The organism is Streptomyces sp. NPDC040718 (assembly GCF_055593565.1).
On the sequence record NZ_JBVIXO010000001.1, the window covers coordinates 1,083,175 to 1,109,362 of the forward strand.

At 71.9% G+C, this 26,188-nt stretch carries 27 protein-coding genes and 4 tRNA genes; 8 read left to right on the forward strand and 23 right to left on the reverse strand.

Features of this window, described 5'->3' with window-relative positions; translation table 11 throughout:
- Nucleotides 1–5: 5 nt before the first annotated feature.
- The 5 genes from rplA to ACZ597_RS05060 form a co-directional block, all read right to left on the reverse strand.
- Nucleotides 6–734 carry a 50S ribosomal protein L1 gene (gene rplA, locus ACZ597_RS05040; protein WP_007265886.1) on the reverse strand — a complete coding sequence of 243 codons (729 nt, stop codon included), beginning with the start codon at nt 732–734 and terminating at the stop codon, nt 6–8.
- An 87-nt stretch (nt 735–821) separates the two neighbouring features.
- Nucleotides 822–1,256, reverse strand: coding sequence for a 50S ribosomal protein L11 (gene rplK / locus ACZ597_RS05045; RefSeq protein ID WP_007265885.1), 435 nt, complete (start codon nt 1,254–1,256; stop codon nt 822–824).
- Nucleotides 1,257–1,422: 166 nt separating this feature from the next.
- The gene (nusG, locus tag ACZ597_RS05050) at nt 1,423–2,334 is read right to left on the reverse strand and encodes a transcription termination/antitermination protein NusG (protein WP_471324977.1); all 912 of its coding nucleotides are present in this window, start codon (nt 2,332–2,334) and stop codon (nt 1,423–1,425) included.
- 84 nt (nt 2,335–2,418) lie between these two features.
- A complete protein-coding gene (gene secE, locus ACZ597_RS05055; RefSeq protein WP_045945273.1) occupies nt 2,419–2,700 on the reverse strand; it encodes a preprotein translocase subunit SecE in 282 nt (93 codons plus the stop codon).
- A 105-nt stretch (nt 2,701–2,805) separates the two neighbouring features.
- Nucleotides 2,806–2,878, reverse strand: a tRNA-Trp gene (locus tag ACZ597_RS05060).
- Between the two features lie 195 nt (nt 2,879–3,073).
- On the opposite strand from ACZ597_RS05060, the gene ACZ597_RS05065 reads away from it, so the two are divergent.
- Complete coding sequence (locus ACZ597_RS05065) at nt 3,074–4,300, forward strand: pyridoxal phosphate-dependent aminotransferase (protein ID WP_471324980.1); 1,227 nt, start codon at nt 3,074–3,076, stop codon at nt 4,298–4,300.
- 151 nt (nt 4,301–4,451) lie between these two features.
- A complete protein-coding gene (locus ACZ597_RS05070; protein ID WP_471324983.1) occupies nt 4,452–5,471 on the forward strand; it encodes an adenosine deaminase in 1,020 nt (339 codons plus the stop codon).
- Here the strand turns inward: ACZ597_RS05070 and ACZ597_RS05075 are convergent.
- From ACZ597_RS05075 to ACZ597_RS05120, 10 genes are all read right to left on the reverse strand, one after another.
- The gene (locus tag ACZ597_RS05075; RefSeq protein ID WP_469111620.1) at nt 5,425–5,877 is read right to left on the reverse strand and encodes a hypothetical protein; all 453 of its coding nucleotides are present in this window, start codon (nt 5,875–5,877) and stop codon (nt 5,425–5,427) included. The genes ACZ597_RS05070 and ACZ597_RS05075 overlap by 47 nt on opposite strands.
- A gap of 1 nt (nt 5,878) precedes the next feature.
- Complete coding sequence (locus ACZ597_RS05080; protein ID WP_471324985.1) at nt 5,879–6,979, reverse strand: UDP-N-acetylmuramate dehydrogenase; 1,101 nt, start codon at nt 6,977–6,979, stop codon at nt 5,879–5,881.
- The gene (locus ACZ597_RS05085; protein ID WP_471324988.1) at nt 6,980–7,378 is read right to left on the reverse strand and encodes a DUF3291 domain-containing protein; all 399 of its coding nucleotides are present in this window, start codon (nt 7,376–7,378) and stop codon (nt 6,980–6,982) included.
- A 20-nt stretch (nt 7,379–7,398) separates the two neighbouring features.
- Nucleotides 7,399–8,841 carry a DHA2 family efflux MFS transporter permease subunit gene (locus ACZ597_RS05090; protein WP_471324991.1) on the reverse strand — a complete coding sequence of 481 codons (1,443 nt, stop codon included), beginning with the start codon at nt 8,839–8,841 and terminating at the stop codon, nt 7,399–7,401.
- 90 nt (nt 8,842–8,931) lie between these two features.
- Nucleotides 8,932–9,507: a TetR/AcrR family transcriptional regulator gene (locus ACZ597_RS05095; protein WP_471324994.1), complete on the reverse strand. Its 576-nt coding sequence runs from the start codon at nt 9,505–9,507 to the stop codon at nt 8,932–8,934.
- Between the two features lie 489 nt (nt 9,508–9,996).
- Nucleotides 9,997–10,425, reverse strand: coding sequence for a MaoC family dehydratase (locus ACZ597_RS05100; protein WP_470968054.1), 429 nt, complete (start codon nt 10,423–10,425; stop codon nt 9,997–9,999).
- A 1-nt stretch (nt 10,426) separates the two neighbouring features.
- Complete coding sequence (locus ACZ597_RS05105; protein WP_471324998.1) at nt 10,427–10,879, reverse strand: FAS1-like dehydratase domain-containing protein; 453 nt, start codon at nt 10,877–10,879, stop codon at nt 10,427–10,429.
- Nucleotides 10,880–11,070: 191 nt separating this feature from the next.
- Nucleotides 11,071–11,235 (reverse strand): 50S ribosomal protein L33, encoded by a 165-nt coding sequence (rpmG, locus tag ACZ597_RS05110; protein WP_007265873.1) that lies wholly within the window; start codon nt 11,233–11,235, stop codon nt 11,071–11,073.
- 86 nt (nt 11,236–11,321) lie between these two features.
- Nucleotides 11,322–11,394 (reverse strand) — tRNA-Met (locus ACZ597_RS05115).
- 48 nt (nt 11,395–11,442) lie between these two features.
- Nucleotides 11,443–11,515, reverse strand: a tRNA-Thr gene (locus ACZ597_RS05120).
- 337 nt (nt 11,516–11,852) lie between these two features.
- On the opposite strand from ACZ597_RS05120, the gene ACZ597_RS05125 reads away from it, so the two are divergent.
- Together ACZ597_RS05125 and ACZ597_RS05130 are read left to right on the forward strand one after the other, a co-directional pair.
- The gene (locus ACZ597_RS05125) at nt 11,853–13,118 is read left to right on the forward strand and encodes an amidohydrolase family protein (protein ID WP_471325002.1); all 1,266 of its coding nucleotides are present in this window, start codon (nt 11,853–11,855) and stop codon (nt 13,116–13,118) included.
- Between the two features lie 54 nt (nt 13,119–13,172).
- Complete coding sequence (locus ACZ597_RS05130; RefSeq protein WP_471325005.1) at nt 13,173–13,829, forward strand: SDR family oxidoreductase; 657 nt, start codon at nt 13,173–13,175, stop codon at nt 13,827–13,829.
- Between the two features lie 61 nt (nt 13,830–13,890).
- On the opposite strand, the gene ACZ597_RS05135 is transcribed toward ACZ597_RS05130, so the two are convergent.
- A complete protein-coding gene (locus tag ACZ597_RS05135; RefSeq protein WP_471325008.1) occupies nt 13,891–14,331 on the reverse strand; it encodes a DUF3574 domain-containing protein in 441 nt (146 codons plus the stop codon).
- Nucleotides 14,332–14,437: 106 nt separating this feature from the next.
- Here ACZ597_RS05135 and ACZ597_RS05140 point away from each other — a divergent pair, with 106 nt between their 5' ends.
- Nucleotides 14,438–14,947: a hypothetical protein gene (locus ACZ597_RS05140; RefSeq protein ID WP_471325009.1), complete on the forward strand. Its 510-nt coding sequence runs from the start codon at nt 14,438–14,440 to the stop codon at nt 14,945–14,947.
- 101 nt (nt 14,948–15,048) lie between these two features.
- Here ACZ597_RS05140 and ACZ597_RS05145 read toward each other — a convergent pair.
- Nucleotides 15,049–15,130 (reverse strand) — tRNA-Tyr (locus ACZ597_RS05145).
- 204 nt (nt 15,131–15,334) lie between these two features.
- Between ACZ597_RS05145 and ACZ597_RS05150 the strand changes: the two genes are divergently transcribed.
- The 3 genes from ACZ597_RS05150 to ACZ597_RS05160 all read left to right on the forward strand — a co-directional run bounded on the left by ACZ597_RS05150 (nt 15,335) and on the right by ACZ597_RS05160 (nt 18,782).
- Nucleotides 15,335–15,823: a YajQ family cyclic di-GMP-binding protein gene (locus tag ACZ597_RS05150; RefSeq protein WP_470968081.1), complete on the forward strand. Its 489-nt coding sequence runs from the start codon at nt 15,335–15,337 to the stop codon at nt 15,821–15,823.
- Between the two features lie 246 nt (nt 15,824–16,069).
- Nucleotides 16,070–17,497 (forward strand): SulP family inorganic anion transporter, encoded by a 1,428-nt coding sequence (locus ACZ597_RS05155; protein WP_471325013.1) that lies wholly within the window; start codon nt 16,070–16,072, stop codon nt 17,495–17,497.
- Between the two features lie 43 nt (nt 17,498–17,540).
- Complete coding sequence (locus ACZ597_RS05160) at nt 17,541–18,782, forward strand: APC family permease (RefSeq protein ID WP_471325016.1); 1,242 nt, start codon at nt 17,541–17,543, stop codon at nt 18,780–18,782.
- 124 nt (nt 18,783–18,906) lie between these two features.
- Here the strand turns inward: ACZ597_RS05160 and ACZ597_RS05165 are convergent, their stop codons facing one another.
- From ACZ597_RS05165 to ACZ597_RS05190, 6 genes are all read right to left on the reverse strand, one after another.
- Nucleotides 18,907–19,989: a barstar family protein gene (locus tag ACZ597_RS05165; RefSeq protein ID WP_471325019.1), complete on the reverse strand. Its 1,083-nt coding sequence runs from the start codon at nt 19,987–19,989 to the stop codon at nt 18,907–18,909.
- A complete protein-coding gene (locus ACZ597_RS05170; protein ID WP_471325021.1) occupies nt 19,986–20,378 on the reverse strand; it encodes a YccF domain-containing protein in 393 nt (130 codons plus the stop codon). The genes ACZ597_RS05165 and ACZ597_RS05170 overlap by 4 nt, the downstream gene beginning before the upstream one ends.
- On the reverse strand, nt 20,375–21,238 hold the full coding sequence (gene htpX / locus ACZ597_RS05175; RefSeq protein ID WP_471325024.1) for a zinc metalloprotease HtpX: 864 nt from the start codon (nt 21,236–21,238) through the stop codon (nt 20,375–20,377). Before htpX ends, ACZ597_RS05170 begins: the two co-directional genes overlap by 4 nt.
- Before the next feature lie 211 nt (nt 21,239–21,449).
- A complete protein-coding gene (locus ACZ597_RS05180; protein WP_471325027.1) occupies nt 21,450–22,994 on the reverse strand; it encodes an NADH-quinone oxidoreductase subunit N in 1,545 nt (514 codons plus the stop codon).
- Nucleotides 22,991–24,544, reverse strand: a complete 1,554-nt coding sequence (locus ACZ597_RS05185; RefSeq protein ID WP_471325162.1) for a complex I subunit 4 family protein — start codon at nt 24,542–24,544, stop codon at nt 22,991–22,993. The genes ACZ597_RS05180 and ACZ597_RS05185 overlap by 4 nt, the downstream gene beginning before the upstream one ends.
- 38 nt (nt 24,545–24,582) lie before the next feature.
- Nucleotides 24,583–26,188 (reverse strand): NADH-quinone oxidoreductase subunit 5 family protein (locus ACZ597_RS05190; RefSeq protein ID WP_471325030.1); only part of this gene is annotated, 1,606 nt, incomplete at its 5' end.

Consider the following 26,188-nt stretch of genomic DNA (forward strand, 5'->3'; position numbering starts at 1 on the left):
CCGGATCAGACCGCGGCCGGGTCTTCCTCGACGAGGAGGTTCCGGGTGCGGTTGGAGTCCAGCTGGATGCCGGGGCCCATCGTGGTGCTCAGGGCGGCCTTCTTGATGTAGCGGCCCTTGGCGGCGGACGGCTTCAGACGAATGATCTCGTCCAGGGCCGCCGCGTAGTTCTCGACCAGCTGCTCGTCGGTGAAGGAGACCTTGCCGACGATGAAGTGCAGGTTCGAGTGCTTGTCGACGCGGAACTCGATCTTGCCACCCTTGATCTCGGTGACAGCCTTGGCCACGTCCATGGTGACGGTGCCGGTCTTCGGGTTCGGCATGAGACCACGCGGACCGAGCACGCGGCCGAGGCGGCCGACCTTGCCCATGAGGTCCGGGGTCGCCACGACGGCGTCGAACTCGTTCAGGCGGTTGCCCTTGGCGATCTCGTTGATCAGCTCGTCGTCGCCGACGATGTCGGCGCCGGCGGCTTCCGCGGCCGCAGCACGGTCACCGGTCGCGAAGACCAGGACCCGGGCGGTCTTACCGGTGCCGTGCGGGAGGTTCACGGTGCCGCGGACCATCTGGTCGGCCTTGCGCGGGTCGACACCCAGGCGGAAGGCAACCTCGACGGTGGCGTCGAACTTGGTGGTGGAGGTCTCCTTGGCGAGACGGACGGCCTCGAGCGGGGCGTACAGCTTCTCCCGGTCGACCTTGGCGTCCGCAGCGCGGAGAGTCTTGCTGCGCTTCACTTCTGCTCCTGTGTAAGTGCTTCAGGCATGGAGTCGTGGTACGGACCAGCGCTTGGCCCTACCACTGGGGAACTGCGAGGGGCTTGATCAGCCCTCGACCGTGATACCCATCGAACGGGCGGTGCCGGCGATGATCTTCTCGGCGGCGTCGATGTCGTTCGCGTTGAGGTCGGGCATCTTGATCGTGGCGATCTCGCGGACCTGGTCACGCGTGAGCTTCGCGACCTTGGTCTTGTGCGGCTCGCCAGAGCCCTTCTCGATGCCGGCGCTCTTCAGGATGAGGCGCGCGGCCGGCGGCGTCTTGGTGATGAAGGTGAAGGAGCGGTCCTCGTAGACCGTGATCTCCACCGGCACGACCATGCCACGCTGCGACTCGGTCGCGGCGTTGTAGGCCTTGCAGAACTCCATGATGTTGACGCCGTGCTGACCGAGCGCGGGGCCGACCGGCGGAGCCGGGTTGGCCGCACCGGCCTTGATCTGGAGCTTGATAAGCCCCGTGACCTTCTTCTTCTTGGGAGGCATTGCTCTCTCCGGGTCCTAGTGAGAGTTTTCAGCCGTCCTTCCGGTCATCCGGATGGAGGCATACCGCACCACGATAACGGGTAAGGGCGCGGGGCTAAAAACCGAGCAGGTCAGACCGCCCTTTACGGGCTGGTCTGACCTGTTTCGGAAGCTGGAATCCGGAAGATCAGTTCTTCTGGATCTGGTCGAAGCTCAGCTCGACCGGGGTCTCGCGGCCGAAGATCTCGACGAGGCCCTTGACCTTCTTCGAGTCCGGGTTGATCTCGTTGATCGTCGCCTGGAGCGTGGCGAACGGGCCGTCGGTGACGGTGACCGAGTCGCCGACCTCGAAGTCCAGGACCTCGATGGTGCGCTTGACGGCGGGCGCGGGCAGGCCGGCCTCTTCCGCGGCCTGCTTGGCGGCCTTCTCCTGCGCCTCGGGGGCGAGCATCTTGACGATCTCGTCGAGGGTCAGCGGGTACGGGTCGTACGCGTTGCCGACGAAGCCGGTGACACCCGGGGTGTTGCGGACGACGCCCCAGGATTCGTTCGTCAGATCCATGCGGACGAGAACGTAACCGGGCAGCTTGTTCTGCCGGACGTTCTTGCGCTCGCCGTTCTTGATCTGGACGATCTCTTCCTCGGGCACCTCGGCCTGGTAGATGAACTCCTCGACGTTCAGCGAGACGGCGCGCTGCTCCAGGTTGGCCTTCACGCGCTTCTCGTAGCCCGCGTAGGTGTGGATCACGTACCACTCGCCGGGGAGCAGGCGCAGCTCGTCGCGGAGGGCCTGGATGGGGTCGACGGGCTCGGCGGGCTCGGCCGGGGCGGCTTCCTCGACGTCCTCGATCTCGACGTCGGCGTCGGCCTCGTCCTCGATGGCGCCCTCGTCCTCGGCGTCCTCGTCCTCGTCGGCGTCAGCCTCGGCGTCGACCTCGTCCTCGACGTGCAGCGCGGCTTCCTCGGCGGCGATGCCGGCCTCGGCGTCGGCGAGCTCGACCTCGTCGGGGTCCACAGCGTCTGCCGCCTCGACGATGTCGAGCTGGTCCTCGACGGACTCGACGGAGTCGTGGCTCGCGTTCAGGTTCGGGTCAGACACGGTGGCTGCTTCTTCCTGGATACAAAAGGTGGTCGAACATGCGAAAAAAGGCGGCACCCATCAAGGCGCCGCCCTCCGCGGGGATCAGCCGAAGACGAACTTGATGGCTTCCTGGAACCCATAGTCAATCACGGTCACCAGACCGATCATGATGACGACGAAGACAATCACCACGGTGGTGTACGTCGTGAGCTGGTTACGGGTGGGCCATACGACCTTGCGGAGCTCCGCGACGATCTGGCGGTAGAACAGCGCGAGGCGCCCGAGGGGGCCCTTCTTTCCGCGCTTGCCGCCCTTGCGGGCCTTCTTCTCGCGAGTGTCGCTGTCGGCGTCAGGCATGTCGATGGAGCCCAGGGCGTCCGTCACGTCTCTCACCTGAATCCGGGTCGTGGCCGTAGCCGCGCCCGGTTGCGCCGCACGGCGTTGCATCGAAGTACGTACCTGCGCACACATCCGAGAAGGAGTGTGGAGCAGGGCCGGAGGGACTCGAACCCCCAACCGCTGGTTTTGGAGACCAGTGCTCTACCAATTGAGCTACGACCCTTTGTTGCGTCCCCCAACCTACCGCATCCGGGCGAGTGCACGGAGTGCTCACGCTTCGGGGCGGCTGTTGAGGACCAACGACAGGTGAGTGTACGTGGTCCGGGCCGTGACGTCGAACAGCAGGCATCCGGATCTGCTCCGTCCGGTGATTGAAACGGTGTGCGGGCCTTCTCGGCCGTCTGGGACGATTGGCCCCATGACCTCTGCAACGCCTTCCTCCGAGCGCCGGGTGTCTGCCCGCATCGGCGCCATTTCCGAGTCCGCCACCCTCGCCGTCGACGCCAAGGCCAAGGCCCTCAAGGCCGCCGGGCGCCCGGTGATCGGCTTCGGCGCGGGCGAGCCCGACTTCCCGACGCCGGACTACATCGTCGAAGCGGCGGTCGAGGCCTGCCGCGACCCCAGGTTCCACCGCTACACCCCGGCCGGCGGCCTTCCCGAGCTGAAGAAGGCCATCGCCGCCAAGACGCTCCGCGACTCCGGCTACGAGGTCGACGCCTCCCAGGTCCTGGTGACCAACGGCGGCAAGCAGGCCATCTACGAGGCCTTCGCGGCGATCCTCGACCCGGGCGACGAGGTCATCGTCCCCGCCCCGTACTGGACCACCTACCCGGAGTCGATCCGCCTCGCCGGCGGTGTCCCGGTCGAGGTCGTCGCCGACGAGACCACCGGCTACCGCGTCTCCGTCGAGCAGCTGGAGGCCGCGCGCACCGAGCGCACCAAGGTCGTCCTGTTCGTCTCCCCCTCCAACCCGACCGGCGCGGTCTACAGCGAGGACGACGCGAAGGCGATCGGCGAGTGGGCCGCCGAGCACGGCCTGTGGGTGCTGACCGACGAGATCTACGAGCACCTCGTCTACGGCGACGCGAAGTTCACCTCGCTGCCCGTGCTGGTCCCGGCCCTGCGCGACAAGTGCATCATCGTCAACGGCGTCGCCAAGACGTACGCCATGACCGGCTGGCGCGTGGGCTGGGTCATCGCCCCGCAGGACGTCGTCAAGGCCGCGACCAACCTCCAGTCGCACGCCACCTCCAACGTCTCCAACGTGGCCCAGGTCGCCGCGCTGGCCGCCGTCTCGGGCAACCTGGACGCCGTCGCCGAGATGCGCAAGGCCTTCGACCGCCGCCGCCAGACGATGGTGAAGATGCTCAACGAGATCGACGGCGTCTTCTGCCCGACCCCCGAGGGCGCGTTCTACGCGTACCCGTCGGTCAAGGAGCTGCTCGGCAAGGAGATCCGCGGCAAGCGCCCGCAGACCTCCGTCGAGCTCGCCGCGCTGATCCTCGACGAGGCCGAGGTCGCGGTCGTCCCGGGCGAGGCCTTCGGCACCCCGGGCTACCTGCGCCTGTCCTACGCCCTGGGCGACGAGGACCTGGTCGAGGGCGTGTCCCGGATCCAGAAGCTCCTGGCGGAGGCCAAGGCCTAGGCCACCGGCTCTTCCGCGGTACGGAGCGGCGTCACCCCCGCGGGGGCGGCGCCGCTCCGGCCCTTCCGGCGTACGTCAGATTCATGTTCGGGCAATGTCCCGTTCAGGTAATCCGCTGCCAATCGGGTGACCGATACGGCAGGATCACCAGATGGAGCACGTACGCGATCTCACGCTTCTGCCGAAGGCCCACCTCCACCTGCACTTCACGGGCTCGATGCGCCCGTCGACCCTGCTGGAGCTCGCCGACAAGTACGGCGTCCGCCTCCCCGACGCCCTGACCGCCGGGGAGCCGCCCAAACTGCGGGCCACCGACGAACGCGGCTGGTTCCGCTTCCAGCGGCTCTACGACGCCGCCCGCAACTGCCTGCGCGAGCCCGAGGACATCCGGCGGCTGGTCCGCGAGGCGGCCGAGGAGGACGTCCGGGACGGCAGCGGCTGGCTGGAGATCCAGGTCGACCCCACCTCCTACGCCCCGCTGCTCGGCGGGATGATCCCGGCGGTCGAGGTCATCCTCGACGCCGTCGACAGCGCCTCCCGCGAGACCGGACTCGGCATGCGGGTCCTGATCGCCGCGAACCGCATGAAGCACCCCCTCGACGCCCGTACCCTCGCCCGCCTGGCCGTCCGCTACGCCGACCGCGGCATCGTCGGCTTCGGGCTCTCCAACGACGAGCGCCGCGGCATGGCCCGCGACTTCGACCGCGCCTTCGCCATCGCCCGCGAGGGCGGCCTGCTCGCGGCCCCGCACGGCGGCGAGCTGACCGGCCCGGCCTCCGTCCGCGACTGCCTCGACGACCTGCACGCCGCCCGCATCGGGCACGGCGTACGCGCCGCCGAGGACCCCCGGCTGCTGAAGCGGCTCGCCGACCGCCAGATCACCTGCGAGGTCTGCCCGGCCTCCAACGTCGCCCTCGGCGTCTACGAGCGGCCCGAGGACGTGCCGCTGCGCACCCTCTTCGAGGCCGGGGTGCCGATGGCGCTGGGCGCGGACGACCCGCTGCTCTTCGGATCCCGGCTCGCGGCCCAGTACGAGATCGCCCGCCGCCACCACGCCTTCACGGACGCGGAGCTGGCCGAGCTGGCCCGTCAGTCGGTGCGCGGGTCGGCCGCGCCGGAGGACGTCAAGGCGAAGCTGCTGGACGGGATCGAGCACTGGCTGGCCGGGTGAGCCGCAGATCGCCCTCGTGGCAGTCGGCCCGTACCCGGTGACCGTCGGGGAAGCCGATCTCCAGGTGGGTGCGCCCCTGCTCGGGCAGCGCGAACTCGGCGACCGATTCGACGGTCTGGCCGAGGTGGCGCAGGAAGGGGTGTTCGCCGAGGTCCTCGCCGACCTCGATCCGGCCCCATTCCCCCAGGTCGTACGGCTCGTGCGGCTCGGCGCACTCGACGATGAGGCACTGGTCGGACCCCGTGGTGATGCGCGTGCACTCGCCGACGCTGTCGATCAGCCAGACGTCGAGGGGCGCCTCGGAGCGCTCGCCTTCGCAGATGTGCCAGGACGCGACGACCCGGCGGATCTCGCGCCCCACCAGTCGTGTGGGGTCCGTACCGGCCCCGTGCAGGGGGCAGTGCATGTCAGAGGTCGACGCCTACCGTCACCGGCTCGTTGACGAGGGTGACGCCGAAGGCCGCGTGGACGCCCGCGACGACCTCCCGGGCGAGGGTCAGCAGGTCCTCGGTGGTGGCCTCGCCCCGGTTGGTGAGGGCGAGGGTGTGCTTGGTGGAGATGCGGGCGGGGCCGCTGCCGTAGCCCTTGGTGAAGCCCGCCTTGTCGATCAGCCACGCCGCGCTGGTCTTCGTACGGCCCTCGCCGGCCGGGTAGGCGGGCGGGGCGGTGTCGGCGCCGAGGCGGTCCTGGACGCGGGCCAGGAAGGCCGCGTAGGCCTCGTCGGTCAGGATCGGGTTGTGGAAGAAGGAGCCGGCGGACCAGGTGTCGTGGTCGGCGGGGTCCAGGACCATGCCCTTGCCGGCGCGCAGGCGCAGTACGGTCTCGCGGGCGAGGGCGGCCGGGACGCGGTCGCCGGCCTCGACGCCGAGGGCGCGGGCCGTCTCGGGGTACTTGATCGGGGCGGAGAGGCCGCCCGCGTCCTCCAGGGCGAAGCGCACGCGCAGGACGACGTAGCGGTCGGGCTGGTCCTTGAAGGTGCTGTTGCGGTACCGGAAGGCGCACTCGGCGGCGGTCAGGGTGACCGTCTCGCCGGTGGTGCGGTCGTAGGCGACGACCTCGGTGATGGTGTCGCAGACCTCCTGGCCGTACGCGCCCACGTTCTGGATCGGGGTGGCGCCGGCCGAGCCGGGGATTCCGGCGAGGCACTCGATGCCGGCGAGCCCGGCCTCGACGGTGCGGGCGACGGCGTCGGACCAGTTCTCGCCGGCCGCGAGTTCGAGGGTCGTCCCGTCGAGGGTGAAGCCGGTGGTGGCGATGCGCAGGGCGGTTCCGGCGAAGCCCCGGTCTCCGATGACCAGGTTGCTGCCGCCGCCGATGACCAGGAGCGGAGTACCGCTCTCGTCCGCGGCGCGCACGGTTTCGACCACTTCGGCGTCGGTGGTCGCGGTGACCAGCCGGGCCGCGGGGCCGCCGAGGCGGAAGGTGGTCAGCGGGGCGAGGGGGGCGTCGTGGAGTTCCTGCACGTGGACAAGAGTACGGTCCGTCCCCCTCGCATCCCGGCGGGGCACTCAGTAGCCCTGCTTCTGCTCCGCCAGTCGGCGTTCGGCCTCGGCCCAGGTGATGGGGAGTTCGGCGGCCGGAACGGTCCAGAAGGTGAAGGCGGATTCCTTCGTGTAGGCGCCGGCGGCGCGGGAGCTGGAGCGGTGGGGCTCGCTGCGGGCGAAGCGGTACAGCGCGTCCCGGTCCTCCCAGGCGGAGACGGTGAGGAAGGTCCGGCCGAGGACGCGGGCGCGGAGGGCCGCGCCGTGGGCGCCGGGGGCCTTGCGGATCTGGCCGATGATGCCGGGCGCCCTGAGGAAGAACCTGACGGCGCCGAGGAGGGTGGCGGTCTCGAAGCGGGAGGCCATGACGTAGACCTCGGCGTCGGGGGCGGCCCGGGTGGTCGTGAGCCAGGGGATGTCGGGCATGACGGGGTCTCCTTCTCGGGTCAGGCGGCGCGGACGGGGACGGGGGCGGGGTGCGGAGCCGGCGCGGCGGCCGGGGCGGTCTTCGCCCTGCGCGGGAGGAGCAGGGCGAGGGCGGCGGCCAGGGCCACCGCGGCGGCGCCGATCCACAGGGCGGGGACGGTGCCGTCGGTGAAGGTCTGCGGGGTCTCGTAGCCGCCGCGGGCGGAGAAGACGGAAGCCAGGACCGCGACTCCGAGGGCGCCGCCGACCTCGCGCAGGGCGCTGTTGGCACCGGACGCCCTGCCCTGGTCGGCGGGGGCCACGGTGGACATGAGCACGTTGTTGGCGGGGGCGAAGTAAAGGGACATGCCGATCCCGCTGAGGACGAGCGCGGGGAGCTGGGCGGCGTACGAGACGTCCGCGCTCAGGATCGCCGCGAACCAGCCGAGCCCGAGTGCCTGCAGGCCCAGCCCGGCGACGACGACGGGCCGGCCGCCGATCCGGTCGGACAGCACCCCCGCGATCGGGGCGACGAGGACCGCCATCCCGGTCCAGGGCAGCATGCGCAGGCCCGCCTCGGTGGGCGAGTAGCCGGCGACGCCCTGGAGGAACTGGCTGAGCAGGAAGATCGACCCGAACATGCCGAGGTACATCAGCAGGCTGGCGAAGTTGATCCCGAAGAAGCCCCGGCTGCGGAAGAGCCGCATGGGGAGTATCGGGTTCGCGTTGTGGAAGCCGTGGTGGACGAAGCCCCCGACGAGGGCGGCGCCCGCGATCAGGCCGGTCAGGACGGGGGCGCTGGTCCAGCCGTCGGCGTTGGCGTTGACCAGGCCGTAGACGATGGCGAAGAGGCCGCCGCTGATGAGGAGGGTGCCGGGCAGGTCGAGACGGGCGTTGGGAGCGGTGGACTCGGCCAGGAGCAGCCGGGCGAGCGGGATCACGGCGAGGCCGACGGGAACGTTGAGCCAGAAGATCCACTGCCAGGAGATGTGCTCGGTGAGGCTGCCCCCGATGAGGGGGCCGCTCGCGACGGCCAGCCCGCTCACGGCTCCGTAGATCCCCAGGGCCATCCCCCGCCGCGCGGCGGGAACGGCGGCGGTGAGCAGGGTGAGGCTGAGCGGCATCATGACCGCAGCTCCCACCCCCTGGACGGCGCGGGCGGCGATGAGCTGGCCGATCCCGGGGGAGAGCGCGGCCGCCGCGGAGGCGCCGGTGAAGACCGCGAGACCGGCGATGAAGAGCCGCCGGCGGCCGAACCGGTCGCCGAGGGCGGAGCCGAACATCAGCAGGACGGCGAAGGTGAGCGTGTAGGCGTTCACCGTCCACTCCAGGTCCTCCAGCCCGCCGCCGAGGTCGGCGCGGATGGCGGGGAGGGCGGTGGTGACGACGAGGTTGTCGAGCGCGGCCATGAAGCTGGCGGCCCCGGTGAGCACGAGCGCCCACACGGCGGGCCGGCGGAGCTTCGCTTCTGCTTGCTGGGTCAACGGTTCCCCCTGAGGTTTGTTAGTTATTGCTGACTAACTTTCACGGGCAGAAAAAGACGGCGGAGCCGTCAGTGGTGGCTGGGGGTGGAGCTACGCCTCGGGCCGGGGCTCGGGCTGGGGCTCGGGCTTCGTGTGGAACCCCTCCCAGATCCGGTGACCGGGCGGGAAGCCCATCGCGGTGAGGGTGTTGATGAGCATGCCGTAGGCCATGAAGGTGGTCGTCTCGCCGGCGTCCCCGCCGAGCGGCACCCGCACCGTGTCCCAGAGCTCCAGCCAGCCCGCCCGTACGAGCTCGCCGAACTCCCGGTCACCGGCCGCCTCGGCGGCGGCGACGGTGACGTACATCTGGAGCTGCATCTGCACGACCTGCGGGTCTTCGGTGATGTGCCGCTGATACGCCTCGGCCATGGCCTTCGCCGCCTCCTCCCCCACGAGCCCGTCCGCCGCCCGGGCGAACACGTCCCGCGTCCGCTCGATGCAGCGGGCGGCGGCGGCGAGGAAGATGGCTTGCTTGCCGGGGAAGAGCCGGAAGAGATACGGCTGCGAAACCCCGACCCGCCTGGCGATCGCCTCGGTGGAGGTCCCGTGATACCCGCCGCGCGCGAACTCGTGAATCGCCGCGCGAATGACGCTCTCGCGCCGCTCGTCCGCACTCATCCTTGCCATGGTTGTAAGTTAGTACTCAATCACTAACTTGGTCAAGGGGTGGGCGGGGCGGGGCTGGGCGGGGGGTGCGGCGGGGTTTCGCCGGGGCGGGGGCGGATGCCGGGCGGGGTACCGGGGGCGGGGGTACGGCGGGGCGGCCTCACAGCCGGTTTGGGGGCTTCCCGTCAGTCCCATCGTCCTTCCGTGTCGGGCCGGTCCCTCAAGGGCGCTCACTGCGTTCGCGTCGCTTCGCGATGGCCTTCGGCCACCCTTGACCGACCGTCCCGCCCCGGAAAGCCGAAAGACTGCCGGGAAACCCCCAAACCAGCCCTGACACCGCCCGAGGGGACACCGCTCCCCACCCCACCACCCCACACCCGGGCAGGCGGGTGGGCAACCACCGCCCCACCTGCACCCCGCGACGGGGAGATGGCCCGCCCGCGCCGCAGCCGCCACGCCGCAGCCGCCGCCCCGCCGGGCGGCATACCCGCCGGGCGGCATGCCCGCGGGTCAGGCCAGCTTCACCACGGCGCGGGACATGCCCAGGACCTTCTGGCCGGCGCTGATCGCCGTCAGGTCGACCCGTACGCGGTTGTCGTCCAGCTTGGCGGCGACCTTCGCGGTGACCTCGATCAGCGCGCCCTGGTCGTCGTTCGCGACGACGACCGGCTTGGTGAAGCGGACGCCGTACTCGACGACCGCGCCCGGGTCGCCCACCCAGTCGGTCACCACGCGGATCGCCTCGGCCATGGTGAACATGCCGTGCGCGATCACGTCCGGCAGTCCGACCTCCTTGGCGAACTTCTCGTTCCAGTGGATCGGGTTGAAGTCACCCGAGGCGCCGGCGTAGCGGACGAGCGTGGCGCGGGTCACGGGGAACGACGCCGCCGGGAGCTCGGTGCCGACCTCGACGTCGGCGTAGTGGATCTGCGCGGTCATCTCAGGCCTCCTCGGGGGCGCGGGACACGAGCTTGGTCCATGCGGTCACCACGTGCTCGCCGGACTCGTCGTGGACTTCGCCGCGGATGTCGATGATGTCGTTGCCCGCGAGGGACTTCACGGCCTCGATGGTGGAGGTCACGGTGAGCCGGTCACCCGCCCGCACGGGGCGGACGTACGCGAACTTCTGGTCGCCGTGCACGACGCGGCTGTAGTCCAGCCCGAGCTGCGGGTCCTCGACGACCTGGCCCGCCGCCTTGAACGTGATGGCGAACACAAAAGTCGGCGGGGCGATCACGTCCTGGTGACCGAACGCCTTGGCGGCTTCGGGATCGGTGTAGACGGGATTCTCGTCACCCACCGCGACCGCGAATTCGCGGATCTTCTCCCGGCCGACCTCGTACGGCTCGGTGGGCGGGTAGGTCCGCCCCACGAAGGTCTGATCGAGGGCCATGGCTCACTGCCTCCTGTTGCAGGGACACGTTGAAGGGGCACGTTTGTGGGCGGCACGAATCGAGTACTCCGGCCGCACCCGGTCCGGCGTACCGCGCACCTGATCAAGATCCGGCGCGGAAACGACACAAGGCCGCCCCCTTGAAGGGGACGACCTCATGACGGTGCCTGTATTTGAGACTTCGCCAGTGACTAGCGGGTCTCGCGGTGCGCGGTGTGCGAGTTGCAGCGCGGGCAGTGCTTCTTCATCTCCATGCGGTCCGGGTTGTTACGCCGGTTCTTCTTGGTGATGTAGTTCCGCTCCTTGCACTCCACGCAGGCCAGCGTGATCTTCGGGCGGACGTCGGTGGCAGCCACGTGAGTGCTCCTTGACGGATTGGGACGGATGAACGCATAAAAGAGTAGCCGATCGGGAGACCGACCCCGCAATCGGCTACTGGGTGTAGCGGCGACCGGACTTGAACCGGTGACACAGCGATTATGAGCCGCTTGCTCTACCGACTGAGCTACGCCGCTTTGATGAGATCCGTTCCCCACCCGAGGGTGGGGAACCTCTCTCACCAGAGCCCCAATGCGGAATCGAACCGCAGACCTTCTCCTTACCATGGAGACGCTCTACCGACTGAGCTATTGGGGCGAGCGAGGAAGACATTACACGGTTGCCAGCCGATCGCCCAAATCCTTTGGGGGGACTGGCCTCCGAAGCTCTCGCCAGGGACATTCCACAAGGCTCCCGGGCCACACGACGGCCCATTTGTGCCCGGGGTCACATCCCGGACCCGCTCCTGCCCCCCTTTGCCCGGTGTCCGTCTCCGCGTACGCGCCCGGGGCGGGCCGGGGCCACACCGGTACGACTATTGCGCTCTTCCGCGAACCCGGGACCCCCGCGCCCTAGGCTCTGAGCACGCTGCGTGATCTTGGGCCGCCGGCTGCGGCCACGGCACAGGAACCGCCCGAGCCACCGCAGGAGCGCGATGTCCGACAGCCAGCCGCAGCAGCCCTCCCCCTCCCCGCGCAATCCGGTCGGCGGATCCGTCCCCGAGGCCACGGGGCTCCTGCTCACCGGGGCCCGGCTCACCGACGGCCGTACCGTCGACGTCCGGCTCAGCGGCGGCCGCATCCAGGCCGTGGGCACCACGGGCAGCCTGCCCGCCCCCGCCCTGTCCCGGGTGGACCTGCGCGGCTACCTGCTCCTGCCGGCGCCCGCCGAGCCGCACGCGCACGGGGACACCGCGCTGACCGCCGACGGCGAGGGGCCGGTCTCGTACACCCCCGACGAGGTGCAGCGCCGCGCCACCGAGGCGGCCCTGCTCCAGCTCGGGCACGGCGCCACCGCCGTGCGCTCCCACGTCCGGATCGGCGACGTGCACGGGCTGGGGCCGATGGAAGCCGTGCTCCAGGCCCGCCGCTCCCTGCGCGGGCTCGCGGACCTGACCACGGTGGCCGTCCCCCGGCTGCTGACCGGGGTGGCCGGCGCGGACGGGCTCGCCATGCTGCGCGACGCCGTCAAGATGGGCGCCTCGGTCATCGGCGGCTGTCCCGACCTCGACCCCGACCCGACGGGCTTCCTGGAGGCGGTCCTGGAGCTGGCCGCGGAGCACGGCTGCCCGGTGGACCTGCACACCGACGGTGACGACCCGGGCAGGCTCGCCCGGCTGGCGGCCATGGCCGGGGGGATGCGGCCCGGGGTGACCATCGGCCCGTGCGGCGGCCTGTCCCGGCTCCCGCTGGACTCGGCCACCCGCGCGGCCGACCGGCTCGCCGCCGCCGGCGTACGCGTCACCTGCCTGCCGCAGGGCGACTGCGCGGCCCTGGAGCGCCGCGGGCTGCGCACCGCCCCCGTCCGCCTCCTGCGGTCGGCCGGGGTCCGCGTCGCGGCCGGCAGCGGGGCGCTGCGGGACGCCGGGAACCCGGTCGGCCGGGGCGACCCGCTCGAAGCCGCGTACCTGCTGGCCTCCCAGGGTGGCCTGCGCGCGGGCGAGGCGTACGAGACGGTGAGTACGGCCGCCCGGGAGGCCATGGGGCTGCCGGAGGTGCGGGTGGAGGCCGGCTTCCCGGCGGAGCTGCTGGCCGTGCGCGGGGACCGGATCGCCGGGGTGCTGTCGCTGGCGTACAGCCGCATCGTGATCCACCGGGGGCGGGTGGTAGCCCGTACGAGTGCCGTGCGGGAGTACTGCGACTCGGCGGTCGCCGTGGCCCTGGACCTGCCCCGGCAGGGCCGTACGGAGCCGGGGCCGTAGCGGTTCGCGGGGTGTTCGCGGGCGGGGGCGGGCGGCTCGTCGTACGGTCGGGACATGCGCATCGTCATCGCGGGTGGACACGGTCGGATCGCGCTGCGGCTGGAGCGCCTGCTCGCCGCGCGCGGGTACGAGGTCGCGGGCGTCATCCGTGATCCGGAGCAGGGCGGCGACCTGCGGGAGGCCGGTGCCGAACCGGTGCTGTGCGACCTGGAGTCGGCTTCGGTCGAGCACGTCGCGGGGATCCTGCAGGGCGCGGACGTGGCGGTGTTCGCCGCCGGGGCCGGTCCCGGGAGCGGTGCGGCGCGCAAGGACACCGTGGACCGGGGCGCGGCGGTGCTGTTCGCGGACGCCGCCGAACGGGCGCGCGTACGCCGCTTCCTGATGGTCTCCACGATGGGCGCCGACCCGCGGCACGAGGGCGAGGAGGTCTTCGACGAGTACCTGCGGGCGAAGGGCGACGCCGATGACCATCTGCGGACCCGGCTGGGGCTGGAGTGGACGGTGCTGCGTCCGGGGCAGCTGACGGACGACGCCGGTACGGGGCTGGTGCGGCTGGAGGCCCGGACGGGCCGGGGTCCGGTGTCGCGCGACGACGTGGCGGCGGTGCTCGCGGAGCTGGTCGAGACTCCGGCGACGGCGGGGCTGACGCTGGAACTCGTCTCGGGTTCGGCGCCGGTCTCGGTGGCCGTGAAGGACGTGGCGGGCAACTGACGCGGGGTGCGGTCGGCGCGGGCTGCCGGTCGGCGGGCCGGCGGGCCGGCCCGACCGGGCGTCAGAAACCGGCCTGGACCTCGTCGTCGGAGCGGCCGACCGCGTGCTCGCGGAACTGCTTCTCGTACTGGCGGCGGATCCGCTCGACGCGGGCGCCGCGCTCGTCGGCCTCCTTCCGGGGGTAGAGCAGTACGACCTCGTAGCCGGCCTCGCGGACGATGGCGCCGTCGTCGCCGCGCCGCTGGCCGTACGTGTCGTGGAGGGTGAGCCCTTCGGGGAAGGCGGGGGTGACCTCGCGGTCCAGGAACCGGGTGAACTCCCCCTTGCCGACGGGTTCCCGGCCGTCGGGGCGCTGCGCGGCGAAGTGCAGCCGGGTCTCCCGGTAGGGCTCCCCCGTGGGGCCGTGCAGCGCGGCTCCGACCAGGGCGGGAATGCCGGCGCCGAGCAGGGCGAGCAGGACGCCGCCTCCGGCTTTGCCGTGTTTGTCCGAAGTCCATGTCATGCCGCGTGAAACGACCGGCCGACCGCTTCGGTGCTGGGCGGGGGGCCGATAGGGTCACCCCGAAATCGGCCGCAGGGGGCGGCCGTACGGGGTTCCGGGGTGGGGCATGGGCGACGGCGAGTGGCGCGTCAGCGCGGCGGAGGGCGGCCGGCTCGCGGCCCGGTGGTGGCGGTGGGCCCTGTCCGCGCCGGACGAGGAGAGTCCGGTGGGGGACACGACGGGGGCGTACGCCGGGTGGCGTCAGCCCCGGGACCTGTGGTTCCTCGCGGGGACCTACGGCGGCCGGGTGGTGCGCCGGTGCAGCATCCCGTCGGGCCGTCCGCTGTTCTTCCCGGTGCTGAACACCAAGCGGGCGGCGGTGCCTTTCCTGACCAAGCCGTGGCGGCTGGAGGTGACCCGGGCCTCGGCGGCCCTGAACAGCTCTCCGCTGGAGCTGAGCGAGTTCTCCTCGAAGCCCTTCCCGCTGAGGGGGATACCGCAGGTGGCCTGGGGGCTGTGGTGCGCCCTGGAACCCCTCCCGCCGGGCCAGTTCGTCCTGGAGGTCGAGGCGGCGGCGGCGAACGGCTTCTGGATCGACACGACCTACCACCTGACGGTCACCGCTCCCCGGCCCTGAACCGGGCCCCGGTCCGGGCGTGCCCCGGGTATCCGGGGCCGGGTATGCGAAGAAACCCCCGTCCACTGCGTTTCCGCAGATGAACGGGGGTTCCACTCGCGTGGCGGCGCCAGGATTCGAACCTGGGTAGGCTAAGCCGACGGATTTACAGTCCGCTCCCATTGGCCACTCGGGCACACCGCCATGGGACGTCGCCCGGTTTCCTCCGCCTTCCGGCGTTGTTCCCTGGCAACGACGTAAACGATACCCGATGCTCGGGGGTGGTTCGCCACCGGATTGATCAGCGCCCCACGTGGGCGTGGTGGCTAGGCTTTGCGGAGCGGTCCGGGGATGTCCGGCCGCGGCCCTCCGGGGCCCATCACAGCCGACTTCAAGGAGCCACAGCACATGGCCGACTCCAGTTTCGACATCGTCTCGAAGGTCGAGCGGCAGGAGGTCGACAACGCCCTCAACCAGGCCGCCAAGGAACTCTCGCAGCGCTACGACTTCAAGGGCACCGGCGCCACCATCGCCTGGTCCGGCGACAAGATCCTGATGGAGGCGGTCTCCGAGGAGCGCGTCAAGGCCGTCCTCGACGTGTTCGAGACCAAGCTGGTCAAGCGCGGTATCTCGCTGAAGGCGCTGGACGCCGGCGAGCCGCAGCTGTCCGGCAAGGAGTACAAGATCTTCGCCTCCATCGAGGAGGGCATCTCCCAGGAGAACGCCAAGAAGGTCGCGAAGATCATCCGGGACGAGGGCCCCAAGGGCGTCAAGGCCCAGGTCCAGGGCGAGGAGCTGCGCGTCAGCTCCAAGAGCCGCGACGACCTCCAGGCCGTCCAGGCCCTCCTCAAGGGCAAGGACCTGGACTTCGCGATCCAGTTCGTGAACTACCGCTGAACCACCGCTGAGGCGCGACCGCGCCACTGACCGGACCCGTGGGGCACAACGGGGGCGGATCGCCGGGCACACCGGCGGCCGCCCGCGTTGTGCCCTTCGTCATGGGCGCCCGGCGGGGAGCGCAAGGTGTGTGCGGGGCGTGAGCGGCGCGTGCTCCTGCCCGGCCTCCCGGTGGTCACTAGGCGGCGGCGGGTGCGCCCACCACGCTGGGTGACATCCATCACCGTGTGACGAGGGGGTTCCCGCATGCCCGGGGCCGGCAATTTCCGAGCGGACTTCGGCGCGTCCGTCGTCGTCGCCCTGGTGGCGCTTCCGCTCTGTGTGGGGGTGGCCGTCGCCTCGGGGGTACCGGCCGAGCTGGGGATCGTCACCGGGGTGGTCGGGGGGCTGGTGACCGGCTGGTTCCGGGGCAGCTCCCTCCAGGTCAGCGGTCCCGCGGCCGGGCTGACGGTGCTGGTCTACGAGGCCGTCCACGGCTACGGACCGGCCGCCCTCGGGGTGCTGGTGCTGGCCGCCGGGGTGCTCCAGCTGGCCATGGGGGTGCTGCGGCTCGGGCGGTGGTTCCGGGCGATCTCGGTGGCCGTGGTGCACGGGATGCTGGCCGGGATCGGGCTCGTGCTGATCGCCGGGCAGCTCTACGCCGTGGGCGGGGTGGAGGCGCCCGGCAAGACCCTGGCCAAGATGGCCGCGGTGCACGAGCTCGGGGCGCAGGCGGACTGGGCCGCCGTGGCGCTGGGCGCGGGGACCATCGCCGTCCTGGTGCTCTGGCGCCGGGTGCCGGCCCGGGCCCGGCTCGTGCCGGGCGCGCTGGTCGGGGTGGCGGCGGCCACCGTCCTGGCCGCGGTGCTGCGGCTGCCCGTCGAGAAGGTCCGGGTGACGGGGGTGCTGGACGCGGTGGCGCCGCCGGGATGGTCCGGCTTCGGGGTGCTGGGGTCGGTCGGAGCCGTCGGGACCGTGCTCGCGCTCTCGCTGATCGCCTCCGCCGAGACCCTCTTCAGCGCCGCGGCCGTCGACCGGATGCACGACGGGCCGCGCACCGACTACGACCGCGAACTCGTGGCGCAGGGCGTCGGGAACACCGTGTGCGGGCTGCTCGGGGCGCTGCCGATGACCGCCGTGATCGTGCGCAGCTCGGCGAACGTGGAGGCCGGGGCCCGTACCCGGGCGGCCCGGATCATGCACGGCGGCTGGCTGCTGCTGTTCGCGGTGGCCTTTCCGCAGGTGCTGGAGGTGGTTCCGCTGGCCGCGCTCGCGGGGGTGCTGCTGCACGCGGGCTGGAAGCTGCTGCCGGCGCGGGCGGTGGCGGCCCTGTGGCGGACGCACCGGGGTGAGGCGGTGGTCCTGGTGGTGACCGCCGTCTCGATCGTGGCCACCAGCCTCTTCGAGGGGGTGCTGATCGGGCTGGGCCTGGCGGTGGCCAAGGCGGCCTGGGAGACCTCGCACGTGCACATCGAGGAGGCGTGGGAGGGCGACGAGTTGTGCGTCCGGGTCGTGGGGAACGCCAGTTTCCTGCGGCTGCCGAAGCTGCTGGACGCGCTGGAGGCGCTGCCGCACGGGCCGTCGGTGCGGCTGGACCTCAGCGGGCTGCGGCACCTGGACCACGCCTGCCTGACCGCCCTGGAGGGGTGGGAGCGGGGGCGGGTGCCGCTCCCGGGCCGCGAAGGCGTCGGTTAGCCGGTCATCCGGCCCGTTCGCCCGGCACCGCTACCCTCCGCCCGTGGACAACGAGCTGAAGCGCACCCTGGGGGTTTCCGACGCCGTCGTGGTGGGACTCGGCGCCATGGTCGGCGCCGGGATCTTCGCCGCCCTCGCCCCGGCGGCGCGTGCGGCGGGCGGCGGGCTGCTCGCCGCCCTCGCGGTGGCGGCCCTGGTGGCGTACTGCAACGCCTGGTCGTCGGCCCGGCTGGCCGCCCGGTATCCGGCGTCCGGCGGGACCTACGTCTACGGTCGCGAACGGCTCGGCCCTTTCTGGGGATACCTGGCCGGCTGGGCCTTCGTGGTCGGCAAGACGGCCTCCTGTGCGGCGATGGCCCTGACCGTCGGGGCGTACGTGTGGCCGGGGCGGCAGCACGCGGTGGCCGTCGCGGCGGTGGTGGCGCTGACCGCCGCGGGCTACGGCGGGGTGCAGAAGTCGGCCCGGATCGCCCGGCTGATCGTGGCGGCGGTCCTGGCGGTGCTGGCCGGGGTCGTCGTGGTGTGCCTGACCTCCGAGACGGCGGATTCCGGCGCTCTGGCGGCCGGGGACTGGGAGGTCACCGGGCTGTTGCAGGGGGCGGGTCTGCTGTTCTTCGCCTTCGCGGGCTATGCCCGGATCACCACCCTGGGCGAGGAGGTGCGTGATCCGCGGCGCACGATCCCGCGCGCGGTGCCGCTCGCTCTGGGGATCGCGCTGCTGGTGTACGCCGCCGTGGCGGTGGCGGCCCTGTCGGTGCTCGGCAGCGGTGGTCTGGCGGCGTCGGCCGCCCCGCTGGCCGACGCGGTGCGCGCGTCCGGGTGGCCCGGGCTGTCCCCGGTCGTCCGGGCGGGCGCGGCGCTGGCCGCGCTGGGCTCTCTGCTGGCCCTCGTGCTCGGGGTGTCGCGCACGGCCCTGGCGATGGCCCGGGACGGTCATCTGCCGCGCGCGCTGGCGGCCGTACATCCCCGGCATCAGGTGCCGCACCACGCGGAGCTCGCGGTGGGTGCGGTCGTGGCGGTGCTCGCGGCCACCGCCGATCTGCGGGGCGCGATCGGCTTCTCCTCTTTCGGAGTTCTGGTCTACTACGCGATCGCGAACGCTTCCGCGTGGACTCTCGGTTCAGCTGTCAAGGACCGGGCCGTGGCAGCGGTCGGGCTGTCCGGCTGTGTGGTGCTGGCGTGCACGCTGCCCTTCGCGTCGGCGGTTTCGGGCGCGGCGGTGCTGGCGGTGGGCGTGCTGGTCTACGGGGTGCGGGGCGGGCTCAGGCCCCGCACCGGGAGCTGAACTCGGCCGTGTTCGCGCGCGGAGGCGCGCACGCGGTTGGCGACTTGCTCCGGCAACTGCTCGGTTTCGTTCACGTGTTCATGGTGGCGCACCCCACTGACAGTCGCCCGGGCCTGTGGACAACTCAGGCCAGGACGACCTCGATGCGCTCCTCCGCCAGGAATTCGAGGAGGTCGTGGAAGGTGGCGGGGGGCCGGACCAGCGGCTGGGGCCCGAGGTTGCGGCGGGCCACCTCGTGGTCGTGCCAGACGAGGGTGAAGGGTTTCGTGACTCCGAATCCGCCGCACAGGGCGTCCGCGACGCCGTTCAGGCAGCGGCCGAAGTAGCCGCCCGGGCCGTTGACGGCCTCGCCGAGGGCGCAGAAGAAGCCCTCGGCGTCGGTGACGTGCCTCCCGTCGAGGTGGTAGGTGCCTCCGGCCGGCCGGTCCGGCCCCCTGGGGTGGGCGAGGGCCGGGTCCAGCCAGAGCTCACGGCCGGTGCCGTCGAAACCCGCCCACAGGTTGGGGACGGCCGGGAGGCCTTCGTGCCACAGGGGCCAGATGTCGGCGACGACGGGCGGCTGCGGGTCCATGTGCACGGTCAGGTCGTACAGGCCCGGCCCTCGCGGTGAGGGCTGCCAGTCGACGACGTGCGGGTGTCCCGCCCGTGCGAGGAGCCCGCCCGAGGCGTCCAGGGCGTCCAGGTGCCGGTAGCCGAGCGACCGCTCCTCCCGGCCTTCCAGTACGTCGAGCAGCGGCCCCTGCACCGCGCACCCCAGGAGGCGCACGGTGTGCGGCGGCGGCTCCTCGGCGGACGTCACCTCGGCGAGGTCGCGGAAGTGGCCCAGGAGCCGGTCCTGGTGGTCCGACAGGCCGAAGCCCGCGGCCGCGGCGGCGCCCGCCGGGCGGGGCGGCTGGTGGTCGGAGCGGACGGCCTCGACGGTCACGTCCCGCCACGCGCCACGGACGCGGGTGCTGAGGACCCGGGCGTCCTCCAGGTACCACTCCGGCGTGGGATCGCCGTGCTCGTGGAGCGGTTGCAGTACGAGGAACCCCAGCGCGGCCGGGAGTTCGGTCTCCGCGGTGAATCCGCGCAGCTCGTAGCTGCGCCGCAGGGGCTCCGGCGGTTCGGCGAAGAGGTTCTCGGCGTCCTCGCACAGCGCCCACAGCTGCTCGTCCTCGTGGTCCTCGTCCTCGCCCCACAGGGCGAAGCGCGGGGCCGCCGTCACCGGGAGGCGAAGGGGGCGTCGGTGGGAACGATTTCGCGGCCCAGGGGGAGCAGGGAGAGGGGGACCATCTTGAAGTTGGCGATGCCGAAGGGGATGCCGATGATCGTGACGCAGAGCGCGAGGCCGGTGACGATGTGTCCGAGGGCCAGCCACCAGCCGGCCAGGACCAGCCACAGGACGTTGCCGACGCAGGACGGCGCGCCCGCGTCGTGGCGTTCGACCGTGGTGTAGCCGAAGGGCCAGAGGGCGTAGACGGCGATGCGGAAGGCGGCTATCCCGAAGGGGATGCCGATGATGGTGACGCAGAGGATCAGGCCGGCCACGCAGTAGCCGAGGAACAGCCAGATCCCGCTGAGTACGAGCCAAATGACGTTCAGGATGGTTTTCAACGGCTGTGTCCTGCCATCTGTTCGAGCCGGGCGATGCGCTCGGCCATCGGCGGGTGGGTCGAGAACATCCTGGAGAGCCCCTGGCCGGGCCGGAACGGGTTGGCGATCATCATGTGGCTCGCCGTCTCCAGGCGGGGCTCGGGGGGCAGCGGGAGCTGCTTGGTGCCGGCGTCGAGCTTGCGCAGGGCGCTGGCCAGGGCGAGCGGGTCGCCGGTGAGCTGGGCGCCGGACGCGTCGGCCTCGTACTCGCGGGAGCGGCTGATGGCGAGCTGGATCACGGACGCGGCCAGCGGGCCGAGGATCATGATGAGCAGCATGCCGAAGATGCCGGGGCCCTCGTCGTCGTTGGAGCGGCCGACCGGGATCAGCCAGGCGAAGTTGACCAGGAACATGATCACGGAGGCGAGTGCTCCGGCGACGGACGAGATGAGGATGTCGCGGTTGTAGACGTGGCTCAGCTCGTGCCCGATGACCCCGCGCAACTCGCGCTCGTCGAGGATGCGCAGGACGCCCTCGGTGCAGCAGACGGCGGCGTTGCGCGGGTTGCGGCCCGTCGCGAAGGCGTTGGGGGCCTCGGTCGGGGAGATGTAGAGCCGGGGCATGGGCTGGCGCGCGGACGTGGAGAGCTCGCGCACCATGCGGTAGAGCTCGGGGGCCTCGAACTCGCTGACGGGGCGGGCGCGCATCGCGCGTAGAGCCAGCTTGTCGCTGTTCCAGTACGCGTAGGCGTTCGTCCCCAGGGCGACGAGGACGGCGACTATCAGGCCGCCCCGTCCGAAGAAGCTTCCGATGAGGATGATGAGTGCGGACAGCCCGCCGAGGAGTACGGCGGTCTTCAGCCCGTTGTGCCGGCGGTGCACGGTACGCCCTCCAAGTGGTGCGGCAGGGGAGCCCCGTCGTGGATCTGAGGGACTTCGGTCCAGTGGACCCTCCCTTCCTGGTCAACGCGAGGTGGCGGCGTCTGGTTCCCAGGGCACGGCGGAGCCGCTGCCCCCGTGGCACGGGCCGGGGGGCAGCGGCGGGCGTTACTCCGTACGGGTGAGCCGCTGTGGCCAGGCGCGGCCGCGAGGGCTACAGCGGGAAGAGGGTGCCGGAGGCGAAGCGCAGGACGAGCTGCGGGGCGCCCGAGAGGACCAGTGCGGTCACGGCGGTGAGGCCGATCGCGGCGGCGACGGGCCAGGGCGCCTTCGTACGGGCGGGTGCGTCCCCGGCGGCCTCCGGCGCCGGCTCCGGGGTGCGGAACAGGAGCGCGGTCCAGCGCAGGTAGTAGTACAGGGCGACGACGACGTTGACGGCCATGAGCACGGCCAGCCAGCCCAGGCCCGCGTCGACGGCCGACCGGAAGACGGCGACCTTGGCGAAGAGGCCGATGACGCCCGGCGGCAGTCCGGCCAGGCAGAGCAGGAAGAACGCCATCGCGAGGGCGGCGGCGGGGCGCTCCGCGTACAGGCCGCGGTAGTCGCTGATCCGGTGCAGCGGCTTCGTACGGGCCACCAGGGCGGCCACGGCGAAGGCGCCGAGGTTCACGGCCGCGTACATCAGCGCGTAGGCGACGGTGGAGCCGATCTGGTCGCGGTCGGTGTACGCGGCCGCGGCGATCGGGACCAGGAGGTAGCCGGCCTGGCCGACGGAGGACCAGGCGAGGAGGCGTACGGCGCTGTGGGCGCGGTCGGCGGACTGGCGCAGGGCCGCGGCGTTGCCGAGGGTCATGGTGAGGGCGGCGAGGACGGCCAGGGCCGGGCCCCAGATGTCGGAGTACGCGGGGAAGGCGATCACCGTGACGAGGATGAGGCCGGTGAAGCCGACGGCCTTGCCGATCACCGAGAGGTATCCGGCGACGGGCAGCGGGGCGCCCACGTAGGTGTCGGGGACCCAGAAGTGGAAGGGGACGGCGGCGGTCTTGAAGGCGAAGCCGACGAGGGTGAGGGCGACGCCCGCCATGGCGAGGGTGTCGAGCTGCCCGGGTACCTCTTCGAGCCGTCCCGCGACCTGCGAGAGGTGCAGGGAGCCGGTGGCGGCGTAGACGAAGCTGACGCCCATCAGGGAGACGGCGGTGGCGGTGACCGAGGACAGGAAGAACTTGAGGGCGGCCTCGGAGGAGAGCCGGTCGCCGCGGCGCATTCCGACGAGGGCGAAGGCGGGCAGCGAGGCCACTTCGAGGGCGACGATCAGGGTGGCGAGGTCGCGGGAGGCGGGCAGCAGGGCGGCGCCGGCGGCGGAGGACAGCAGCAGGAACCAGTACTCGCCGGCGGGGGTGCGCGCGTCGCGGACCGCGGTGACCGACAGCAGCGCGGTGACCAGGGCTCCGGCCAGCACCAGGAACTGCACGACGAGCGTGAAGTGGTCGGCGGTGTAGCTGCACGCGGCCGGGTCGGTGGTGAGGCAGAAGGTGGTGCGGTCGCCGGCGCGCAGCGGCAGCAGGAGCGCGGTCGCTGCGGCCAGGCCGGCGACGGAGGTCCAGCCGAGGACCTGCTTGCGGGCCTCGGGCATGAACAGGTCGGCGACCAGGACGAGCACGGCGACGGCGGCGGTGACGGCCACGGGCGCGATCGCGAGCCAGTCGACGGACTGGACGAGGCTGGGGGTGTCGGCGGCGAGGACCGTCGTGGCCGTCATGCGTTGCCTCCTGCGAGGAGCTTCTGTACGGCCGGGTCGGTGAGGCCGAGGAGGACCGCCGGCCACAGGCCGGCGAGGACGGTGAGGGCGACGAGCGGGGTCCAGGCGGCGAACTCGTAGCGCTGGACGTCGGCGACGGTGATCTCGGGGCCGGCCTTCGGGTCGCCCATGCAGACGCGGCGTACGACGATCAGCAGGTAGGCGGCGGTGAGGAGGGTGCCGAACGCGCCGGCGGCCATGTAGGTGAGGAACGCGGGCCGGGACAGGCCCTCGGCCGGGTCGAAGGCGCCGAAGAGGGCCAGCATCTCGCCCCAGAAGCCGGCCAGGCCTGGCAGGCCGAGGGAGGCGACGGCGGCGAAGGCGAGGAGGGCGCCGAGGCGGGGGGCGCGGCCGTAGAGGGCGGCGCCGGTGGCTCCGGCGAGGGTGTCGAGGTCGCTGCTGCCGTAGCGGTCCTTGAGGGCGCCGACGAGGAAGAAGAGGAGGCCGGTGATCAGGCCGTGGGCGATGTTGGCGAAGAGCGCGCCGTTGACGCCGGTGGGGGTCATGGAGGCGATGCCGAGGAGGACGAAGCCCATGTGTCCGACGGAGGAGTACGCGATGAGGCGCTTGAGGTCGCCCTTGCCGTTCTTGCGGGTCAGCGCGAGGCAGGCGAGGGATCCGTAGACGATGCCGACGGCGGCGAAGGCGCCCAGGTAGGGGGCGAAGGTGTGCATGCCGTCGGGGGTGACGGGCAGCAGGATGCGGACGAACCCGTAGGTGCCCATCTTCAGCATGACGCCGGCGAGGAGGACGGAGCCGACGGTGGGGGCGGCGGTGTGGGCGTCGGGCAGCCAGGTGTGCAGCGGCCACATCGGGGTCTTCACGGCGAGGCCGGTGCCGATGGCGAGGACGGCCAGGAGCTGGGTGGTGTGGCTCAGTCCGCGGCCGTTGTCAGAGGCGAGTGCCACCATGTCGAAAGTGCCGCTGTTCAGGCCGATCAGCAGCAGCCCGAGCAGCATGACCACGGAGCCGAGGAGCGTGTAGAGGATGAACTTCCAGGCGGCGGCCTGCCGCTGAGCACCGCCCCAGCGGGCGATGAGGAAGTACATCGGGATGAGGACCATCTCGAAGGCGAGGAAGAAGAGCATGAGGTCGAGCACGGCGAAGGTCGCGAGGGTGCCGGACTCGAGTACGAGGAGCAGCGCGACGAAGGCCTTCGGGGAGGGGCCTTCGGGGAGCTTGAAGTAGCTGTACACCGCGCAGAGGAAGAACAGCAGCGCGGTCATCAGGAGGAGGGGGAGCGAGATGCCGTCGATGCCGAGGTGGACCCGGATGTTCAGCGCCTGGATCCAGCTGATGTCCGTCGTCGCCTGGAAGCGCGACGGGGCGTCGTGGTCGAAGCCCAGGGTGAGGGCGACGGCCGCGGCGAGGACGACTCCGGTGACGGTGACGCCGTGGCGGAGCACGGCTTGTCCGGGGCTCTTGCCCTTGAGGCCGGGCGGGGCCGGCAGGAGGGCCGCGACGGCGCCGAGGAGCGGTGCGGCCACGGTGAACGCCAGGAGGAACTGCATCACGGACGGGCTGATATCGATCACGGCTGACTCTCGGCTCACGATCCGGCGTTGACGTTGGCGAGGACGGCGGTGGCGACGGCCAGGACCACGGCGCCGGCGAGCAGGGCGCTCAGGTAGCTCTGCACGTTGCCGGTCTGGGCCCGGCGGACGAGGCTGCCGAGCAGCCGGGGGCCGGTGCCCGCGCCGCGGACGTACGTGTCGACGACCTCGCGGTCCAGGAAGCGGACCAGGCCCGCGGCCGCCCGGGTGGGGCGGACGAAGAGCCGGTCGTAGACGGCGTCGAGGTGGAAGCCGTCGGCGGCGTGGCGGTGCAGCGGGCCGAGGAGGGCCCGGCCGGGGTCGGCCGCGGGGGTGGCCGGGACGGCGGGGTGGTCGTGGGTCACCTCGGCCACCTCGGGGGTCTCGGCGGCGGATTCGGCGGCGGCGACGGACGCGGGCACGGCGGCACCGTTGCGGATCCCGGCGGCGGCGCGGGCGGTGGCCCGCTGCCAGAGGCCGTAGGTGAGCACGATGCCGATGAGCGCGGCGCCGGTGCCGAGGACCGAGGTGGTCACGGACGGGGTGAGTTCCTCGCCGTCGAACCAGTCGGCGAGGGGGCCTGCGGCGAGGCCGAAGGCGGTCGAGGGGACGGCCAGCAGCCACAGCACGCCGGTCATGGCGACGGGTTCCCTGCCGTGGTCGGGGGCTGCGGCGCCGCGGCCCCGGAAGGCCATCAGCCACAGGCGGGTGGCGTAGGCGGCGGTGAGCAGGGCGGTCAGCACTCCGGCGGTGAGGACGATCCAGCCGGCCGCGCCGGGGGCGAGGTCGGAGTGTCCGCCGGCGGCGTGCTCGGCGGCGACGAGGACGGCTTCCTTGGAGAAGAAGCCGGCGAAGGGCGGGATGGCGGCGAGCGCGAGCAGCGCGACCGTCATCGTCCAGAAGGCGTCGGGGATGCGCTTGGCCAGGCCGTCCATGCGGGACATGGCGGCCAGGGAGTTCGTTCCGGCGGCGTGGATGATGACGCCCGCGCCGAGGAAGAGGAGCGCCTTGAAGGCGCCGTGGGACAGGAGGTGGAAGACGGCGGCGCCGCGGTCGCCGACGGCGAGGGCTCCGGTCATGTAGCCGAGCTGGCCGACGGTGGAGTAGGCGAGTACGCGCTTGATGTCGTCCTGGGCGAGGGCGGCGAGGCCGGAGCCGATCATCGTGACGGCGGCCATGACGGCCATGACCACGAGTGCGGCCCGGGAGGCCGTGAAGACCGGCAGCAGGCGGGCGATGAAGTAGACGCCGGCGGCGACCATCGTCGCGGCGTGGATCAGCGCGGAGACCGGGGTGGGGCCGGCCATGGCGTCGGGCAGCCAGGTGTGGAGCGGGAACTGCGCGGACTTGCCTGCGACGCCGGCGAGCAGGAGCAGCGCGATGAGCGTCGGGTGGTCGAGTCCGCCGGCGGCGACGGTTCCGAGGATCTTGGTGATCCGGAAGGAGCCGGCGTCGGCGGCGAGCGCGAACAGTCCGATGAGGAAGGGGACGTCGCCGAGCTTGGTGACGAGGAAGGCCTTGAGGGAGCCGGAGCGGGCCGCCTCGGTCTCCCAGTAGTGGCCGACGAGGAAGTACGAGCAGATGCCCATGATCTCCCAGCCGACCAGCAGCACCATCAGGTCG

Coding starts and splice junctions, on each gene's coding strand:
- rplK (WP_007265885.1), bottom strand. CDS start 1,256: ATGCCTCCCAAGAAGAAGAAGGTCACGGGGCTTATCAAGCTCCAGATC.
- ACZ597_RS05065 (WP_471324980.1), top strand. CDS start 3,074: ATGACCTCTGCAACGCCTTCCTCCGAGCGCCGGGTGTCTGCCCGCATC.
- ACZ597_RS05070 (WP_471324983.1), top strand. CDS start 4,452: ATGGAGCACGTACGCGATCTCACGCTTCTGCCGAAGGCCCACCTCCAC.
- ACZ597_RS05075 (WP_469111620.1), bottom strand. CDS start 5,877: ATGCACTGCCCCCTGCACGGGGCCGGTACGGACCCCACACGACTGGTG.
- ACZ597_RS05085 (WP_471324988.1), bottom strand. CDS start 7,378: ATGCCCGACATCCCCTGGCTCACGACCACCCGGGCCGCCCCCGACGCC.
- ACZ597_RS05095 (WP_471324994.1), bottom strand. CDS start 9,507: ATGGCAAGGATGAGTGCGGACGAGCGGCGCGAGAGCGTCATTCGCGCG.
- ACZ597_RS05100 (WP_470968054.1), bottom strand. CDS start 10,425: ATGACCGCGCAGATCCACTACGCCGACGTCGAGGTCGGCACCGAGCTC.
- ACZ597_RS05105 (WP_471324998.1), bottom strand. CDS start 10,879: ATGGCCCTCGATCAGACCTTCGTGGGGCGGACCTACCCGCCCACCGAG.
- ACZ597_RS05125 (WP_471325002.1), top strand. CDS start 11,853: ATGTCCGACAGCCAGCCGCAGCAGCCCTCCCCCTCCCCGCGCAATCCG.
- ACZ597_RS05130 (WP_471325005.1), top strand. CDS start 13,173: ATGCGCATCGTCATCGCGGGTGGACACGGTCGGATCGCGCTGCGGCTG.
- ACZ597_RS05135 (WP_471325008.1), bottom strand. CDS start 14,331: ATGACATGGACTTCGGACAAACACGGCAAAGCCGGAGGCGGCGTCCTG.
- ACZ597_RS05140 (WP_471325009.1), top strand. CDS start 14,438: ATGGGCGACGGCGAGTGGCGCGTCAGCGCGGCGGAGGGCGGCCGGCTC.
- ACZ597_RS05150 (WP_470968081.1), top strand. CDS start 15,335: ATGGCCGACTCCAGTTTCGACATCGTCTCGAAGGTCGAGCGGCAGGAG.
- ACZ597_RS05155 (WP_471325013.1), top strand. CDS start 16,070: ATGCCCGGGGCCGGCAATTTCCGAGCGGACTTCGGCGCGTCCGTCGTC.
- ACZ597_RS05180 (WP_471325027.1), bottom strand. CDS start 22,994: ATGACGGCCACGACGGTCCTCGCCGCCGACACCCCCAGCCTCGTCCAG.
- ACZ597_RS05185 (WP_471325162.1), bottom strand. CDS start 24,544: ATGCAGTTCCTCCTGGCGTTCACCGTGGCCGCACCGCTCCTCGGCGCC.